The organism is Novosphingobium ginsenosidimutans (assembly GCF_007954425.1).
GTDB classification, from domain to species: Bacteria; Pseudomonadota; Alphaproteobacteria; order Sphingomonadales; family Sphingomonadaceae; genus Novosphingobium; species Novosphingobium ginsenosidimutans.
Map to the genome: position 1 here is coordinate 2,292,707 of NZ_CP042345.1, position 16,112 is coordinate 2,308,818.

A 16,112-nucleotide genomic window follows, 5' to 3' on the forward strand; every position below is an offset into this window, starting at 1 on the left:
CGGTCTTGCCGGTGTGCCACCCTTGTAGCTACGATCAGTTGGTAAAGGGAAGGGATCGTTCGGATGGAAAACCTGGTTGCACTCGGGCTGGGCTATGCGCTTGGGTCGATCCCTTTCGGGCTTATCCTGACCAGTCTTTCCGGCGCGGGTGACCTCAGAAACATCGGCTCGGGCAATATCGGTGCCACCAACGTGCTGCGCACTGGGCGCAAGGGCATCGCAGCGGCTACCCTGCTGCTCGATTTGCTCAAGGCGCTGGCCGCCGTCCTGCTCGTCCGCCACTTCTGGCCGGGGCATGAGGCTCTGGCCGCGCTTGGCGCGATCCTTGGCCATTGCTTTCCGGTCTGGCTGCGGTTCAAGGGCGGGAAGGGCGTTGCTTCGATGATGGGCGCCTCGCTGGGCCTGGCCTGGCCGATTGGCCTGGCTTACGCTGTAACCTGGCTAGGGTTGCTGGCGGTTTTGCGGATTTCATCCCTAGCCGGCATGACCGCCGCGATCGTTGCGCCGATTGCGGCCTGGTGGATCGGCAAGCTCGATTATGCACTGGTGCTTGCTGGCATTGCGGTGCTCGTACTGATTCTCCATCGCGGCAATATCCAGCGGCTGCTAGCGGGGACCGAACCGCGCGTGGGCGGCAAGGGCTGATGGAGGCGCTCAGTCAGGCGGAGGCATTTGCCCGGATCCGCCTGCTGCGTTCGCCCAACGTCGGGCCGGTGTCCTATCGGCAGTTGCTGCGCCGCTTTGGCACCGCAGAGTTGGCGATAGCGGCTCTGCCGGACCTGGTTAAAGGCAGTGGTGGCTATCGCCCGGCAAGCGAGGAACGCGTTTCGGTGGAGGTGCAGGCCGTCCGGGCGGCGGGCGCGCGCTATCTGTTCCACGATTCGCCAGACTATCCGCCGCTGCTGGCCGAACTTGACGGCGCGCCGCCGATCCTCACCTGTCGAGGTGATGCCGACCTCGCGCAAAAGCCTTGCGTGGCCATTGTCGGCGCGCGCAATGCTTCTGCGGCGGCCGTAAAGTTGGCGCGGATGTTCGCTGGGGAACTGGCCGAGGCGGGCTATGTGGTGGTTTCGGGCCTGGCTCGCGGAATCGATGGCGCGGCGCACCAGGCCAGCCTGTCCAGCGGCACGATTGGCGTCATCGCCAGCGGGATCGAGATTGCCTATCCGCCCGAACATGCCGAGTTGCAGGAGGCGGTTGCCATGCGTGGCCTCTTGCTGGCCGAACAGCCACCAGGAACCGAACCGCTGGCGCGCCACTTCCCTTCGCGCAACCGGATCATCGCCGGAATTGCCGCCGGGACCTTGATTGTCGAGGCTGCACCCAGGTCCGGCTCGCTGATCACCGCGCGGCTGGCTGGCGAGGCGGGGCGCGAGGTGATGGCAGTGCCCGGTTCGCCGCTCGACAGCCGCTCGCAGGGCTGCAACCAGCTGATCCGCGATGGGGCCACGCTGGTTCAGCGCACCGAGGACGTGATCGAACTGCTGACCAGCTTCCAGGGGCAGCCTCGCTTGGTCCTGCGCGAAGCATCGAAGGACTGGGAGCTTGCCGAGACGGCAGATGACCCGGCCGACATTGCCAGCCTGCTGACCACGGCACCGGTCGCGGTTGACGAACTGGTCCGGCAGAGTGGCGCTTCCACCGGGGCCGTACAATTGGCCCTGCTTGAGCTGGAACTCGCGGGCACCCTGGTTCGCCATGCCGGCGGACGGGTCAGCCGAACCTGAGGAGCAAGTCATGACCGAACTCGTCTTTCCCCGCCGGATGTTCCGCTGGGCGGCGATCTATGGCGTTATTGTCCTTGCGCCGCTCTACCTAACGCCGCTGCCGCCAGTGATGGCCGAGACATTTCTGGGGTTTGTCGGCCTGGCACTCGTCTTCCAGGTAGTTTTCTGGATCATTGGCGGAGATCCGGTGAAGTATCGCGCCCTGATGCTGCCCGCCGTGGCCGAGAAGCTGGTGTTCGGGCTGCCCGCGCTGGCGCTCTTTGCCCAGGGCTATCCGGTTGCCGCGCCCGTGGCCTTCTTCGCCGCGATCGATCTGGCGCTGGGGCTGGGCTTCTGGCTGGCCTGGCGGCGAACCCCCTAGTCGTTGCGATCACACGGCGGGTCCATGTCCCCGCTCCTGCAGACGACCGAGCCGCTCAGCACGGCATCGGCCCATTGCAGGTCGTCTTCGGTCGGTACACTGCGGAAGGCAACCTGGCGCGCCAGCAGGTCCTGCTCGCCTGACACGACAAGCAGGACGAAGGTCTCGGGCCTGCCGGTCGCGGGGACCTGCGGGCAATCGACCCGTAATTGCGCCGCGGGCCGGCCCGAAACGGTCAGCTCGGTGGGGGTGCTGCTCGTCGCGCCGGGGCAGGAACCGATCACGCCGCGCGTCATCAGCCGGGCGAAGTCTGCCGCCCCAATACGCGCAGCGATGCCGGCGAATCGCTGCGTCGTGATCATCCTCGACCAGCGCTGCACATTTTCGCCCTGCGGCACTTCCTCGCGGATCGAACGCTGTTGATCACCTGCTTTGTAGGCGACGACATAGCCCGGCAGCAGGGCTCCCTCCAGCCGTTCTGCCGGAGTGGTCTGCGCAGTCAGGCTTGACGGTGCCACCGCCAGCGCCAGCCCGATCATGCTCCAAAACCGGACCATTCATCCCCCTTGACGGCGGGCCAGCAGGGCCGCCACCCTCGCGTGTACGTATACGCGTAAGGATTGCAATCACCCGTCATGCAACTTGTCATCGTAGAATCCCCGGCCAAGGCCAAGACCATCGAGAAGTATCTGGGCAAGGATTTCACCGTCCTCGCCTCCTACGGCCACATCCGCGATCTGCCGCCCAAGGACGGCTCGGTCCGCCCGGACGAGGACTTCGCGATGGACTGGGAACTCTATGGCGACAAGGCGAGCCGGGTGAAGGCGATCACCGATGCGGCCAAGACCGCCGACCGCCTGATTCTGGCCACCGACCCTGACCGCGAGGGTGAGGCGATCTCGTGGCACGTTCAGGAACTGCTGGCCAAGCGCAAGGCGCTGCCGAAGGACGTCCAGCGCGTAACCTTCAATGCAATCACCAAGGAAGCCGTGACCACTGCCATGGCTCAGCCGCGCGAGCTGGATCATGACCTGATTGATGCCTATCTGGCCCGCCGCGCGCTCGATTACCTGTTCGGCTTCACGCTTTCGCCGGTGCTGTGGCGCAAGCTCCCCGGGGCCAAGAGCGCCGGCCGCGTCCAGTCGGTTGCGCTCCGCTTGATCTGCCAGCGTGAGCATGAGATCGAGCTGTTCCGGCCGCAGGAATACTGGTCAGTCGCCGCGCAGCTGGAGCATGACGGGACGGCCTTCACCGCCCGCCTGGTCAAGTTCGATGGCGAGAAGCTGGAGAAGCTCAGCCTGGGCGACCAAGGCAGCGCCGAGCGGGCCAAGGCTGCCGTCGAGGGCGGAGCCTTCCGGGTCGAGGAGGTCGAGACCAGGCCGACCCGCCGCAACCCCTGGCCGCCGTTCACCACTTCCACCCTACAGATGGAAGCCGCGCGCAAGCTGGGCTTTGCCGCCGCGCATACCATGCGGGTGGCGCAGAACCTCTATGAGGCCGGCGCAATCACCTACATGCGGACCGACGGGGTGCAGATGGATCCCAGCGCCATTTCGGCGGCGCGCAAGGCGATCAGCGATCGCTACAACAATGGCCATTACCTGCCAGAAAAGCCGCGCCATTACGAAACCAAGGCCAAGAATGCCCAGGAAGCCCACGAAGCAATCCGGCCGACCGATTTCGGCCGCGATCACTTCGGCAGCGGCGACGAGGCGCGGCTTTACGAACTGATCTGGAAGCGCGCGATTGCCAGCCAGATGGCCAGTGCTCAGATCGAGCGCACCACCGTTACCCTGCGCGACGGAACCGGCAGACACGAACTGCGCGCCACGGGCCAGGTCGTAAAGTTCCCCGGCTTCCTGGCTGTCTATGACGAAACGCTCGACCAGAAGCCCGGCGATGACGAAGATGACAGCGGCCTGCTGCCGGTGATGGCCAAGGGTGACAGCCCGGCCAAGCGCGGGGTTGAGGCCAGCCAGCACTTCACCCAGCCGCCGCCGCGCTACTCCGAAGCAACGCTAGTCAAGCGGCTGGAAGAACTCGGCATCGGCCGCCCTTCGACCTATGCCGCGACGATTCAGGTGATCAAGGATCGCAACTACGTCCGGACCGAGAAAAACCGTTTCTTTGCAGAGGAATCCGGCCGCCTTCTCACCGCGTTCCTTGAACGCTTCTTCCCGCGCTATGTCGCCTATGACTTCACCGCCGGGATGGAAGAAGAGCTGGACGATGTCTCGGGCGGGCGGGCTGAATGGAAGGCCGTGCTCGCCGCATTCTGGAAGGACTTCAAGCCCAAGTCGGACGAAGTGATGGGCCAGAAGCCGTCCGAAGTAACCGAGGCGCTGGATGAGTACCTTGCCGACTATCTGTTCCCTGCCCAGGAAGACGGCGGCGATCCGCGCAAGTGCCCGAACTGCGGCAATGGCCGCCTGTCCCTGCGCGGCGGGCGGTTCGGGGCCTTTGTCGCCTGCTCGAACTATCCGGAGTGCAAGTTTACCCGCAAGTTTGCCCAGCCCGGCGGCAATGGTGGCGAGGCCGATGGCGAGATCGGCAAGCATCCCGAAACTGGCGAGCCGATCAGTCGCAAGGCTGGCCGCTTTGGTCCGTACATCGAAATGGGCAGCGGCAAGGAAGCCAAGCGCAGTTCGATCCCCAAGGACATTGGCGAGCTTGATCTCGATTGGGCGGTCAAGCTGCTCAGCCTGCCGCGCACGATCGGCAATCACCCCGAGTCGGGCGAACCGATCACGGCCAGCCTCGGCCGCTATGGCCCCTACCTGGCGCACCAGGGCAAGTACGCGAAGCTGCGCTCCACGGCCGAGATTTTCGAGACCGGAATGAACAGCGCCGTAGCCAAGTTGGCCGAGGCGGCGAGCGGGGGTGGGCGCGGTGCGCGCGCGGTGGCCGAGCCGCTCAAAACCTTCGGTCCGCACCCCGAAAGCGGCGGCGAGATGAAGTTGATGGCGGGTCGCTATGGTCCTTATGTCACTGACGGGACGACCAATGCGACATTGCCGCGGGACAAGCAGCCCGAGGCCCTGACGGCTGAGGAAGCCGCTACGCTGATCACCGAAAAAGCTGCCAAGGGCCCAGCCAAGAAGGGCGGTCGCAAGAAGGCTCCGGCCAAGAAGAAGGCACCAGCAAAGAAGGCCGCCAAGAAGAGCTGAAGCAGGTCGTCGCAGCGTTGGGATTTCGGAAAGGATTGTTGCTTACCTCGAGCGGGGCGGGCCTCGAGGAGTGCGACCTTGATCGAGATCGAAATCCAAAACGAATCCTACCAGAGCCAGGAGCGGCTGCGCTTCGCCTCTGTGCCGCGCATCGGCGAAGGCATCCGGCTGCAGGAACCGAACGGCTTCTGGGCTTCCTACGATGTTCTCGACGTATGGTACCAGAAGGCCGATTTCGGCGATGTCTGGATGCCCTATATCCATGTCCGCCGCACTGCTGGCGAAATTGGCGGGATGCTGCCGGGCGTGGCTGGCGGGGAGGTCGTGCCATTCGCGACCTGATCAAACGCTCGCACCAGCCGGTTAAGCCTGCGGCGATGGGCCGCGCGGCTATTCCTCCGGTCCAGATGCCATCGGCGCCGGTCGCCGTGCCACAGCCGCAGCCTGAGGCACCGCGCCAGCGCCACTGTCTGATCGTCGACGATTCGCGCGTGGTGCGAAAGGTCTCGCGCCGGATCGTCGAGGCACTCGGCTATGTCGTGACCGAGGCTGAGAATGGCCAGGAAGCGCTTGGCCGCTGCCAGCTGTCGATGCCCGATCTGGTCCTGCTCGATTGGGACATGCCGATCATGACCGGGATTGAATTCATCGCCTCGTTCCGGGCGATCCGAGGCAACGAGAAGGCCAAGGCGGTGTTCTGCACCAGCAAGTCTGGCGCGCATGACATCCACCGCGGCATTGCTGCCGGGGCGGACGAATATGTCACCAAACCTTTCGACGAGGCGACCTTGCGCGCCAAGTTGCAGGCGATCGGCGCGATTTGAGCGCATCTTGCGCGCACTGCACCCACGCAGCCCTGCGGAGTCGCCGGACTTTAGTTGATGAAACACGCGCGCAGCGCCATATAGGCGAGCGCGACAAGTGCATGAATTAACGTTACAAAGAGCGACCACCAGTTTATCGCGTTCGGGCCGGGTAGGAAAATCCTGGGGGCCTGCCGCTACTTGGGCTAGGTCAGCTTGATGGCCGAACAGTTCACCAAGCACCGCCAGCCGTGGAAGAGCGACGAAGTCGCCAAGCTGCGTACCCTTGCCGCCAAGGGCAAGGGGCTGAAAGAGATCGCCAAAGCGCTCAACCGCAGCGAGGAATCGACCAAGGAACGCGCCAAGATCGACGGGATCGGGATTGTCAAGCTGCGCTAGCTGATCTTCCGGAACGCCAGCATCTCGCCGATCTGCCGGGTCGATCCGGGATGGAAGCCCGCTTCTTCCTGCCAGTCCTTCGGATTGCGGAAGGTGCCGAACAGGATGTCGAAGATCGGCAGATCGCCATAGTTATAGGCATGGACGCCGCGTTGGTGGTGGATCGAATGGCTCTCCGGCCGCTGGACGATGTAGCCCAGCCATTGCGGCGTCTTGATGTTCACGTGTTGGAACATCGCCGGGAAAGTGCCGATCGCACTGATGATCAGCGCTGCCTCGGCTGATACGCCCACAATCCAGACCAGCGAGAGCGAGCCGAGCAGGGCCCAGGCCATCGAATCGAGCGGATGGAACCAGAAGGCCCCCCAGATATCGACGCGTTCAGCGCTGTGATGCATCTGGTGGGTATGGCGCCACAACCAGTCAAAGCTGTGCATGGTGCGGTGCCACCAATAGACCCCCAGCTCATAGACGAAGAGGCCGCCGATCACCTGCAACCACAGCGGATAGGTATCGGCCGGGATCAGACGGTACTGGCCCAGCAGGCTGTCCCACAGCAGCGGGGCATAAGTGATGATCGCGAAATAGCTGAGCGCGGACACTGTGCCGAGCAAGCGCCATTGCGGCACGTCGGCCAGTTCGTGCCCGCGCCCGAAATAGTCGAACAGCGCCAGCAACACGAACATGCCTAGCGCGATGTAGTGATATGTACCCATCGGCAGTCTCCCCACTGAAACTGCGACCCCGATGCAGGAAGACTAAGCCAGCTTTGACTATCGGGCAAATGCTGCCCTTACTTCACCCATTCCAGTCCGAGCTCTTCGTAGATTTCCTTGTCCTCGCCCCACTTCTCGTCGACCTTGACGTGGAGGAAGAGGTGGACCTTGGTGCCGAGCAGGTCGGTCAGTTCCTTGCGCGCCGCTTCCCCGATCGATTTCAGCCGCGCGCCGCCCTTGCCGAGGACAATGCCCTTCTGGCTGTCGCGGGCGATCACGATCTGCTGGTGGATCTCGACCGAGCCGTCCTTGCGTTGGGTGTAGCTTTCGGGTCGGACCGTGCTGTCATAGGGCAGCTCGTCGTGGAGCTGGCGGTAAAGCTGTTCGCGGGTGATTTCGGCGGCCAGCAGGCGTTCGCTGGCATCCGACACCTGGTCTTCGGGATAGTGCCAGGGGCCCTCGGGCATCAGCTCGGCCAGGCGGGTCTTGAGTTCGGGCACGCCGTCGCCGGTCAATGCCGAGATGAAGAACACTTCGGAGAACTGGCCTTCGCCGGCCAGGGCCTGGGCGGTGACCAGCAGCGGCTCCTTGGCCACTTCATCGACCTTGTTGAGCACCAGGATCTTGCGTTCCGGGCGACCGGCCAGGCTGGTCAGGATCGGTTCGAGGTAATCGAGCTTCTTTTTGCGGCCATCGACGATCAGCAGGATCGCATCGGCTTCGGCCGCGCCTTCCCAGGCGGCATTCACCATCGCCCGGTCGAGCCGGCGGCGCGGCTCAAACAGGCCGGGGGTGTCGGCGAGGATAATCTGGGCGTTGCCTTCCAGCGCGATCCCCATCAGCCGCGCCCTGGTGGTCTGCGCCTTGGCCGAAACGATCGCGACCTTCTGGCCGACCAGGGCATTCACGAGGGTGGACTTGCCCGCATTGGGGGCGCCAAGCACGGCAATCAGGCCGCAGCGGGTGGGGGCTTCGATATCAGTCATTGCGGGCGCCATAACGGAGCCGGGGGAAATTGTCGAAGGACTTACCCAAACCGCTTCATGAAGGCTTCGGCGGCCTTGGTTTCGGCTTCCTGCTTGCTGCCCGCAGTCGCTTCCGCTTCACCCACGCCGTGGACGCTGACAGCAACGGTGAAGCGCGCGGCATGATCCGGCCCGGTTCGCTCGACCAGGCGATAGTCGGGCATCTTGCGGCGGTTGCCTGCGCACCACTCCTGGAGTGCGGACTTGGGGTGCTTGCGCTGGCCGGTCTGGCCGCCGACGGCATCGGCCCAGAGCCGGCGGACCATGGTGCGGGTGGCATCAAAGCCGTGGGTGACAAAGCTGGCCCCGATTACCGCTTCCATCACATCGCCCAGGATATTGTCGCTGTCAGCGCCGCCATCGTCGCGCGCCTGCTTGCCCAGACGGATGTGGGCACCAAGATCGATGGACCGGGCGATCCGGGCGCAGGTGGCGCGTGAGACAAGCGCGTTGAGCCGCTGCGAAAGGCGGCCCTCGTCACCTGACTCCGCGGCATGGAGCCATTCGGCAATGACCAGGCCGAGCACGCGGTCACCAAGAAACTCCAGCCGCTGATAATCACGCGCTGCCCCCGTTGAGCCGTGCGTCAGAGCTTCAAGCCACAGGCCTTCATCGACTGGCTCGCGGTCCGCCAGGCCGGTCAGGAAAGCATGGGTCTCGGCTGCCAGCATTGCCTCAAAAGGTCCCGCCCAGGCGGTCCCAACGTGCGGCGCTGAACCAGGTCCAGGGCTTGAACCATTCGACGCTGCCGTCGGTCGACCACATGACAACGCTGGCCCGGCCAACCAGGTTGTCCATCGGCACCAGACCGATGCCCCGACCGGGTTCGGCCGGGAAGCGGCTGTCTTCGGAATTGTCGCGGTTATCGCCCATCAGGAACAGGTGGCCTTGGGGCACCAGCACCGGCTCCGTATTGTCCATCTGGCGCGTGCCCAGGTCGAGCACCTCGTAAAACCGCCCGCCGGGTAGGGTCTCGCGATAGCGCGGATAGCGGCAGACATCCGTTCCATCTGGGCGCTTGGCAACGAACTGGAGCGAATAGCACTGGGTGTTGGGCGAAATCGCGATCTCGAAATCGGCGATCCGCTGTTTCGGTACCGGCACCCCGTTGAGATATAGCTGGCCATCGACCATCTGCACCAGATCGCCGGGCAGGCCAATCACGCGCTTGATATAGTCCAGCTCTTTCAGCGGCGGCTGCTTGAAGATCACCACGTCGCCGCGTTCTGGCGGCGATGCAAGAACGCGCTCCTCCGGCAGCACGGGCAGGCCGAAGGGGAGCGAATAGCGCGAGTAGCCATAGGGCCACTTGGCGGCGAGCAGGTAATCGCCGTTCACCAGCCGCGGCAGCATCGATTCGCTTGGAATATTGAAGGGCGAGAAGACGAAGCTGCGGAACAGCGTAACCAGCACAACCAGCTTGAGCAGGAAAATCAGGAAGCTGTCTTCCTTGCGAGCCTGATGCTGTGAAGGCGCACTTTCCGGCGCTGCCGCAGGGGCTTTGGGGGCAGGTTCGGGTGCAGCAGTGGCGACCGGTTCGTTCATTATCCTTTCCATCGGAGCGCCGGCGGCGCGCGTCAAGGGCTAGCTTCATCGCGCGGCACGGGCAGGTCAGCAGCAATGGCCTGGCCCGAATACGTTTTTATCGCTCTTTCCCTTAAGGGTGCAGGCGGGCATTAGGGCGCCGACTTGAAGGAGTACGAAAAATGAGCGACGCCGTCGCCGCAGCCTGGGCAAATCTGAACGATCTGCCGCGTCCGAGCCTGGCCCAATTGTTCGCCGATCCGGGCCGGGTCGACGTGCTCTCTTCACGGCTTGAGCTGCCCGGTGGGGCGATCCGTTTTGACTGGTCGAAAACCCATCTTGATGCCGCGCACCTGGCTGGTTTTACCGCACTGGCCGAGGCGACTGGCTTTAGGCGGATGCGCGGCGCGATGTTTGCGGGTGAAAAGATCAACGTCACCGAAGACCGCGCGGTGGAACATGCCGCGCAGCGCGGCGTCGGGCGTGACAGCAGCGTTGAGGAAGCTGCGGCGCTCCACGCCCGGATGGCCGGGCTGGTCGCAGCGATCCATGGCGGCGCTCTGGGCGAAGTACGCCACCTGATCCACATCGGGATCGGCGGTTCGGCGCTCGGCCCGGCCTTGGCACTTGATGCACTGACCCGCGATGGCTCGGTGGTTGACGTCCACGTGGTTGCCAATATCGATGGCTGCGCGCTGGAAGCGGCCTTTGCCAGGTGCGATCCGGCGACCACGCTGATCGCTGTGGCCTCGAAAACCTTTACCACCACCGAGACCATGACCAACGCCGCCTCAGCGCTCGCCTGGCTGCGCGAGAACGGGGTCGATGATCCCTATGGTCGGGTGATTGCGCTGACTGCATACCCCGACAAGGCGGTCGAGTGGGGCGTGGATGAAACCCGGGTGCTGCCCTTCGGGGAGAGCGTTGGCGGGCGCTACTCGCTGTGGTCCTCGATCGGCTTCCCGATAGCACTCGCGCTCGGCTGGGACGAGTTTGCCGAGTTCCTCGATGGCGCCGCAGCCATGGACCGGCACTTCCTGGAGACTGACGGGGCCGACAATCTGCCGCTGCGGGCCGCCTTTGCCGACCTCACCTATGCCCGCCTGCGCGGCTGCCAGACCCGCGCGGTTTTTGCCTATGATGAGCGGCTGCGGCTGTTCCCGTCCTACCTCCAGCAGCTCGAGATGGAATCGAACGGCAAGGCGGTGAAGGCCGATGGCCGCCCGGTCGACGGAGCAACGGCGCCGATTACCTGGGGCGGGGTGGGGACTGATGCCCAGCACGCCGTGTTCCAGCTGCTGCACCAGGGGACCCATGTGGTGCCGGTCGACTTCATCGCCTGCATCGCGGCGGGGGATGAACTCTCGCCAGAACATCACCGCAACCTGCTTGCCAATTGCTTTGCACAGGGGGCAGCGCTGATGGCGGGCAAGACCTCGGACGATCCGGCACGGGCCTATCCGGGTGATCGCCCCTCGGCTACGATCCTGTGCGAGGACCTCAATGCAGCCACGCTCGGCGCGTTGATCGCCTTTCATGAGCACAGGACCTTCGCCAATGCCGTGCTGATGGAGATCAACGCCTTTGACCAGTTCGGGGTCGAGCTGGGCAAGGAAATTGCCAAGTCGATTGGCACCGAAGGCGCGGCGTTCGATGCCAGCACCACCGCGCTGCTTGCCGAGGCGGGGCTAGCCTAGGCCGCCTTTCAGTCCCATATGGGCCGCAAAGGGAGTTTCCGATGGCAGAATTCGACTACGACCTGTTCGTGATCGGCGCAGGATCGGGGGGCGTGCGCGCCAGCCGGATCGCCGCCTCGCATGGCGCGAAGGTGGCCGTGGCCGAGGAATTTCGCGTCGGCGGCACCTGTGTGATCAGGGGCTGCGTGCCCAAGAAGCTGCTGGTCTATGGCAGTCACTTTGCCGAAGATCTGGCCGATGCCCGCCGCTTCGGCTGGGATACCAGTGGCGCAACGTTCGACTGGCCGACCCTGCGAGACAACGTTGCGGCCGAAGTTGACCGGCTGGAAGGGCTCTATGGCCAGACGCTGGGCAATGCGAAGGTTGAGGTGTTCCGCGAACGTGCCGTGGTGGCCGGGCCGAACATGGTCCAACTCGCCAGCGGGCGGACCATCACCGCCGCCAATATCCTGATCGCGACCGGGGCCTGGCCGGGCCAGCCGCCAATCCCGGGGGCAGAACTGGGCATAACCTCGAACGAGGTGTTCCACCTGCCCGCTCTGCCGCGCCGCGCCGTGATTGCGGGCGCTGGCTACATCGCCAATGAGTTTGCCGGAATCTTCAACGAACTCGGCGTCGAGGTGACCCTGGCCACGCGTGGCGACAAGATGCTCCGGTCCTACGATCAGGAGATTGTCGGCAAGCTGCTCGACATCAGCCGCCACAAGGGCATCGACGTTCGCCTGAACTTCCCGTTCCGCGCGGTAACGCGCCAGGCTGATGGCAGCCTGCTGGTCGATGGCGGTGATGCCGGGCCGATCGAGACCGATCTGGTACTCTGGGCGATTGGCCGTGTACCCAATACCAAGGGGCTGGGGCTTGAGGCTGCCGGTATTGCGCTGGATGGCGAAGGCGCGGTTGTGGTCGATGCGTACAACCGTACCAATGTGCCTTCGATCTATGCAGTGGGTGACGTGACCAACCGGGTCCAGCTGACCCCGGTCGCGATCCGCGAGGGCCATGCCTTTGCCGATACCGTCTTTGGCAACAACCCGCGCACGATCGACTATAGCGCGATCCCGACCGCGGTGTTCAGCAACCCGCCGATTGCCGGTGTCGGCCCCACCGAGGACGAGGCCCGCGCGCTCTATCCCGAGCTCAAGGTCTATCGCAGCGACTTCCGGGCGATGAAGAACGTATTGGCCGACCGGCCCGAGCGTGCGCTTTACAAGATGCTGGTCGATGGCGCGACTGACCGCGTGGTCGGCCTGCACCTGATCGGCCCGGACTCGGCCGAAATTCTGCAGGCCGCAGCCATTGCCGTGAAGGCTGGTCTGACCAAAGCGCAGTTCGACGATACCGTCGCACTGCACCCCAGCATGGCCGAAGAACTGGTGTTGATGCGCTAGTTGCGTTTTGCAACTTAACCGCTAGTCTCCCCGCAAAACACGGGGAGAAATTGCATGAACCTTGCGGGCAAGACCATCCTGGTCACCGGCGGGACCGACGGGATCGGCGCCCAGCTGATCCGTCAGCTGCGGGAAAAGGGCGCGACCGTCATCACCCAGGGCCGTAATGCCGAGCGGGTTGCCGCAACCCGCGCTGCCGGGTTTGAGGTAATCGAGGCTGACCTTTCCACCCAAGCTGGTGTCGAGGCCGTACTCGCCGGCGTTGCGGGCCGGCAGATCGACGTTCTGGTCAACAATGCCGGGGCCGGGGTCGATCATGACTTCCGCGAAGCGGCACCCGATCTGGCGGCCTCTGACGCGACGATTTTCCTGAACCTCAATGCCCCGATCCACTTGATCGCGGGGCTTATGCCAGTGCTGAAGGCGCGGCCGGAGGCGATGATCGTCAACGTCACCTCAGGCCTCGCCATTGCACCGCGCGCGGGCGGACCGGTCTATTGCGCGACCAAGGCGGCGCTGCGGTCCTATTCGCAGGCGCTGCGCTTTCAGTTGCAGGGCACCGGTGTGCACGTGCTGGAGGCTTTGCCGCCGGTGGTGGAGACCAAGCTGACCGCCGGGCGCGGCAGCAAGAAGATGGCGCCGGATGAATGCGCCCGCCAGATCGTGGCTGGAATGGAAGGCAATGCGGATGAGGCCAACGTCGGCATGGTCAAGGTGCTGCAGCTGGTGAACTCGATTTCACCCGCGCTGGCGCGCAAGATCATGATCCGGTTTTAGGGAGTAACGACAATGGCAGGCACGGTCTTCGTCTCGGGCGGCAGCGGCTATATCGCGGGCTTCCTCATCCGTCAGTTGGTCGCAGGGGGCTGGATGGTCCACACCTCGATCCGGGATCTCGCCAAGGAAAGCGCGGTGCGCGCCAGCCTGGCGGTCGATGACAGCAAGCTCAAATTCTTCGCGGCTGACCTGATGAGCGACGCCGGCTGGACTGAGGCGATGGCGGGCTGCAGCCATGTGGCTCACGTCGCATCGCCGCTGCCCAGCAATGCCCCCAAGACCGATGACGAGCTGATTGTGCCAGCCCGCGACGGGGCCCTGCGCGCGCTCAAGGCCGCCAAGGCAGCGGGGGTGAAGCGTTTTGTCATGACCAGCTCGATGGCAGCGATCGCCTATGGCCACGGCCGTTCAAAGTCGGTCTTCACCGAGGCCGACTGGACCGATCCGAACAGCCCGGATGCCTATGCCTACGTCAAATCAAAGACCATCGCCGAGCGCACCGCACGCGACTGGGTGGCGGCCGAGGGCGGGGAGATGGAGTTCGTGACGGTCAATCCCGCGCTGGTGCTCGGACCGCTGCAATCGGGCGATTTCTCGACCTCGCTTGAGGCAATCAAGAAGCTGCTCGAAGGCTCGTTGCCAGGCCTGCCGAATTTCGGCTTTGGTGTCGTTGATGTGCGCGACGTAGCCGATATGCACGTGCGCTGCCTGGAGCAGCCGGACATGGCGAACGAGCGTTTCATCTGCTCCGGCCCGTTCCTGATGATGGCCGAAGTCGCCGCGATCCTGCGCGAAGGGCTGGGGCCGCAAGGGCGCAAGGTGCCCACGCGCAAGCTGCCCGACTGGCTGATGCGGCTGGTCGGGCGGTTCGATCCGGTAGTGCGGCAGGTGCTGGGCGAACTCGGCAATGTCCGCGATACCGATATCAGCCACGCCCGCACCAAGCTCGGCTGGAACCCGCGTCCGCCTGAGGAAAGCATCCTCGATACCGCTCGCGACATGATCCGGCTGGGGATCGTGAAGGTCTAGCCGACCCGGTACGGTACCACCCCGCGCTGGTCGGGATCGACGCTGATTGCGCGGTCGCTTGGTGGGAAGGCGCGCTGGTCGCAATCGGCGCGGGGGCAGATGCGGCAGGAAATGCCGATCCGCGCCGCCGCGCTGGTGGAGCGCAGATCGAGGCCATCGGCGTAGATGAACTCGCTGGCGTGCTCGGCCTCGCAGCCCAGCGCCACGGCATAGCGGCGCGGGGCGCGGTCGTATGAGCCAGAGGGCTTCACCAGCCCCTTGGCCATCGAGACATAGCGCACCCCGTCGGGCGTCTCGGCCAGCTGGACCAGGATCCGGTCGGGGATCGCCACGGCCTCGTGCACGATCCACAGCGGGCAGGCCCCGCCAAACCGGGCGAATTGCAGGCGGGTCGCCGAATGACGCTTGGTGATGTTGCCGGCCATGTCGACCCGGCAGAAGAAGAATGGCACCCCGCGCGCATCCTCGCGCTGGAGAGTGGAGAGGCGGTGGCAGGCCTGTTCGAAACTGACGCCGAACTGCTGCGCCAGCCGGTCGATATCGTGCCGCACCGCGCGCGCGGCGCTGCGGAAGCGGCGATAGGGCATCAGCAATGCGCCCGCCGCGTAATTGCACAGGCCGACGAAGAGGAGCTGGCGGCTGGCGGTGCTGCGCAGTTCGGCGCTTTCCACCACGGCAGCGATTTCATCCTTCAGCGCCAGCGCGGCAAGCTGGTGAGCAAGCTGGAAGCGGCGGGTTTCGGAAGGCTGGCCGGGGTCGATCGTCAGGTGGCCCATTTGCGCATCGTAAGAGCGCAGTCCGGCTTGCCCCGAATAGATCAGCGAGACCGAGAGCGCGCCCTTGAGGTATCCTTCGATCGCGGTGGTATCGGGGGAGGGAGTGCCCAGCCGTTCGCCCATTGCCTCGGCCGCGCGGTCGAGGCTGTCGACATAGTTGCCCGCCAGGTGGAACCAGTCGCGCACTTCCTCCCAGGGCAGGCGTGGGCCGCTGGTGCCCTCGGCCGCCAGTGCCTCGTCTACCATCTGCAGCCGCTGGCCGGATCGGCGGTAGGCTTCGTGCAGGGCAATGAAACGTTCGGCCAGTGCCGGCTGCTGTTCGGCAAAGCGGGCCAATTGCGCGGCATCCATGGGTTCGGCAAACAGCGGATCGGCATTGGCTTCGCGCAAGGCGGCCAGCCGTGTTTCGGCATCACCGGCACCAATCTCGCGCCAGTCGAGCGGGAAGGCACGGCTCAGGCGTTCGATGAGTGCTGGAGTGAGTGGGCGGTCATCGTTCTCCAATTGCGATAGGTAGGAGGTGCTGATCGCCAGCCGCGCGGCTAGTTCGGCCTGCTTCAGGCGGTGCTCGGCGCGGATGGCCCGCAGGCGGGTTCCGGCGAAAAGGCGGCGCGGCGTCATGGTGCTGTCGTAGTTTGCAAACTCTCACTTCGCAACTTCGCAAATTCACATTGGACATTGCCGTCTTGCCGTTCCATCCCGCAGGCTTGGAATTGGGAAACG

At 64.6% G+C, this 16,112-nt stretch carries 17 protein-coding genes; 11 read left to right on the plus strand and 6 right to left on the minus strand.

Annotated features, from left to right (window positions below; translation table 11 throughout):
* Positions 1–63 precede the first annotated feature (63 nt).
* The 3 genes from plsY to FRF71_RS11330 are packed head-to-tail and all read left to right on the plus strand — an operon-like array spanning position 64 to position 2,088.
* A complete protein-coding gene (gene plsY, locus FRF71_RS11320; protein ID WP_147090754.1) occupies positions 64–645 on the plus strand; it encodes a glycerol-3-phosphate 1-O-acyltransferase PlsY in 582 nt (193 codons plus the stop codon).
* A complete protein-coding gene (gene dprA / locus FRF71_RS11325; RefSeq protein ID WP_147090755.1) occupies positions 645–1,727 on the plus strand; it encodes a DNA-processing protein DprA in 1,083 nt (360 codons plus the stop codon). Before plsY ends, dprA begins: the two co-directional genes overlap by 1 nt.
* A 10-nt stretch (positions 1,728–1,737) precedes the next feature.
* Entirely contained in the window at positions 1,738–2,088 is a 351-nt protein-coding gene (locus FRF71_RS11330; RefSeq protein WP_147090756.1) for a hypothetical protein, read from the plus strand.
* On the opposite strand, the gene FRF71_RS11335 is transcribed toward FRF71_RS11330, so the two are convergent.
* Complete coding sequence (locus tag FRF71_RS11335; RefSeq protein ID WP_147090757.1) at positions 2,085–2,645, minus strand: hypothetical protein; 561 nt, start codon at positions 2,643–2,645, stop codon at positions 2,085–2,087. The two genes, FRF71_RS11330 and FRF71_RS11335, sit on opposite strands and share 4 nt — an antisense overlap.
* A gap of 78 nt (positions 2,646–2,723) precedes the next feature.
* On the opposite strand from FRF71_RS11335, the gene topA reads away from it, so the two are divergent.
* The 4 genes from topA to FRF71_RS11355 all read left to right on the plus strand — a co-directional run bounded on the left by topA (position 2,724) and on the right by FRF71_RS11355 (position 6,457).
* Positions 2,724–5,255: a type I DNA topoisomerase gene (gene topA, locus FRF71_RS11340; protein WP_147090758.1), complete on the plus strand. Its 2,532-nt coding sequence runs from the start codon at positions 2,724–2,726 to the stop codon at positions 5,253–5,255.
* A 78-nt stretch (positions 5,256–5,333) separates the two neighbouring features.
* On the plus strand, positions 5,334–5,597 hold the full coding sequence (locus tag FRF71_RS11345; protein ID WP_238339209.1) for a hypothetical protein: 264 nt from the start codon (positions 5,334–5,336) through the stop codon (positions 5,595–5,597).
* Between the two features lie 65 nt (positions 5,598–5,662).
* The gene (locus tag FRF71_RS11350) at positions 5,663–6,079 is read left to right on the plus strand and encodes a response regulator (RefSeq protein ID WP_147090759.1); all 417 of its coding nucleotides are present in this window, start codon (positions 5,663–5,665) and stop codon (positions 6,077–6,079) included.
* A 198-nt stretch (positions 6,080–6,277) separates the two neighbouring features.
* A complete protein-coding gene (locus tag FRF71_RS11355) occupies positions 6,278–6,457 on the plus strand; it encodes a hypothetical protein (protein WP_147090760.1) in 180 nt (59 codons plus the stop codon).
* On the opposite strand, the gene FRF71_RS11360 is transcribed toward FRF71_RS11355, so the two are convergent.
* The 4 genes from FRF71_RS11360 to lepB all read right to left on the minus strand — a co-directional run bounded on the left by FRF71_RS11360 (position 6,454) and on the right by lepB (position 9,743).
* Positions 6,454–7,173 (minus strand): sterol desaturase family protein, encoded by a 720-nt coding sequence (locus FRF71_RS11360; protein ID WP_147090761.1) that lies wholly within the window; start codon positions 7,171–7,173, stop codon positions 6,454–6,456. The two genes, FRF71_RS11355 and FRF71_RS11360, sit on opposite strands and share 4 nt — an antisense overlap.
* Positions 7,174–7,250: 77 nt before the next feature.
* Positions 7,251–8,159, minus strand: coding sequence for a GTPase Era (gene era / locus FRF71_RS11365; protein ID WP_147090762.1), 909 nt, complete (start codon positions 8,157–8,159; stop codon positions 7,251–7,253).
* Between the two features lie 41 nt (positions 8,160–8,200).
* Positions 8,201–8,869 carry a ribonuclease III gene (gene rnc, locus FRF71_RS11370; protein WP_147090763.1) on the minus strand — a complete coding sequence of 223 codons (669 nt, stop codon included), beginning with the start codon at positions 8,867–8,869 and terminating at the stop codon, positions 8,201–8,203.
* 4 nt (positions 8,870–8,873) lie between these two features.
* The gene (gene lepB / locus FRF71_RS11375; protein ID WP_147090764.1) at positions 8,874–9,743 is read right to left on the minus strand and encodes a signal peptidase I; all 870 of its coding nucleotides are present in this window, start codon (positions 9,741–9,743) and stop codon (positions 8,874–8,876) included.
* A gap of 161 nt (positions 9,744–9,904) precedes the next feature.
* On the opposite strand from lepB, the gene pgi reads away from it, so the two are divergent.
* From pgi to FRF71_RS11395, 4 genes are read left to right on the plus strand one after another with little or no spacing between them, the layout of a single operon-like run.
* Complete coding sequence (gene pgi, locus FRF71_RS11380; protein WP_147090765.1) at positions 9,905–11,419, plus strand: glucose-6-phosphate isomerase; 1,515 nt, start codon at positions 9,905–9,907, stop codon at positions 11,417–11,419.
* A 41-nt stretch (positions 11,420–11,460) separates the two neighbouring features.
* Entirely contained in the window at positions 11,461–12,807 is a 1,347-nt protein-coding gene (gene gorA, locus FRF71_RS11385) for a glutathione-disulfide reductase (RefSeq protein WP_147090766.1), read from the plus strand.
* A 54-nt stretch (positions 12,808–12,861) separates the two neighbouring features.
* A complete protein-coding gene (locus FRF71_RS11390; protein ID WP_147090767.1) occupies positions 12,862–13,584 on the plus strand; it encodes an SDR family oxidoreductase in 723 nt (240 codons plus the stop codon).
* A gap of 12 nt (positions 13,585–13,596) precedes the next feature.
* Positions 13,597–14,613: an NAD-dependent epimerase/dehydratase family protein gene (locus FRF71_RS11395; protein ID WP_147090768.1), complete on the plus strand. Its 1,017-nt coding sequence runs from the start codon at positions 13,597–13,599 to the stop codon at positions 14,611–14,613.
* Here FRF71_RS11395 and FRF71_RS11400 read toward each other — a convergent pair.
* Entirely contained in the window at positions 14,610–16,010 is a 1,401-nt protein-coding gene (locus FRF71_RS11400) for a helix-turn-helix domain-containing protein (protein ID WP_147090769.1), read from the minus strand. The genes FRF71_RS11395 and FRF71_RS11400 overlap by 4 nt on opposite strands.
* Positions 16,011–16,112 lie beyond the last annotated feature (102 nt).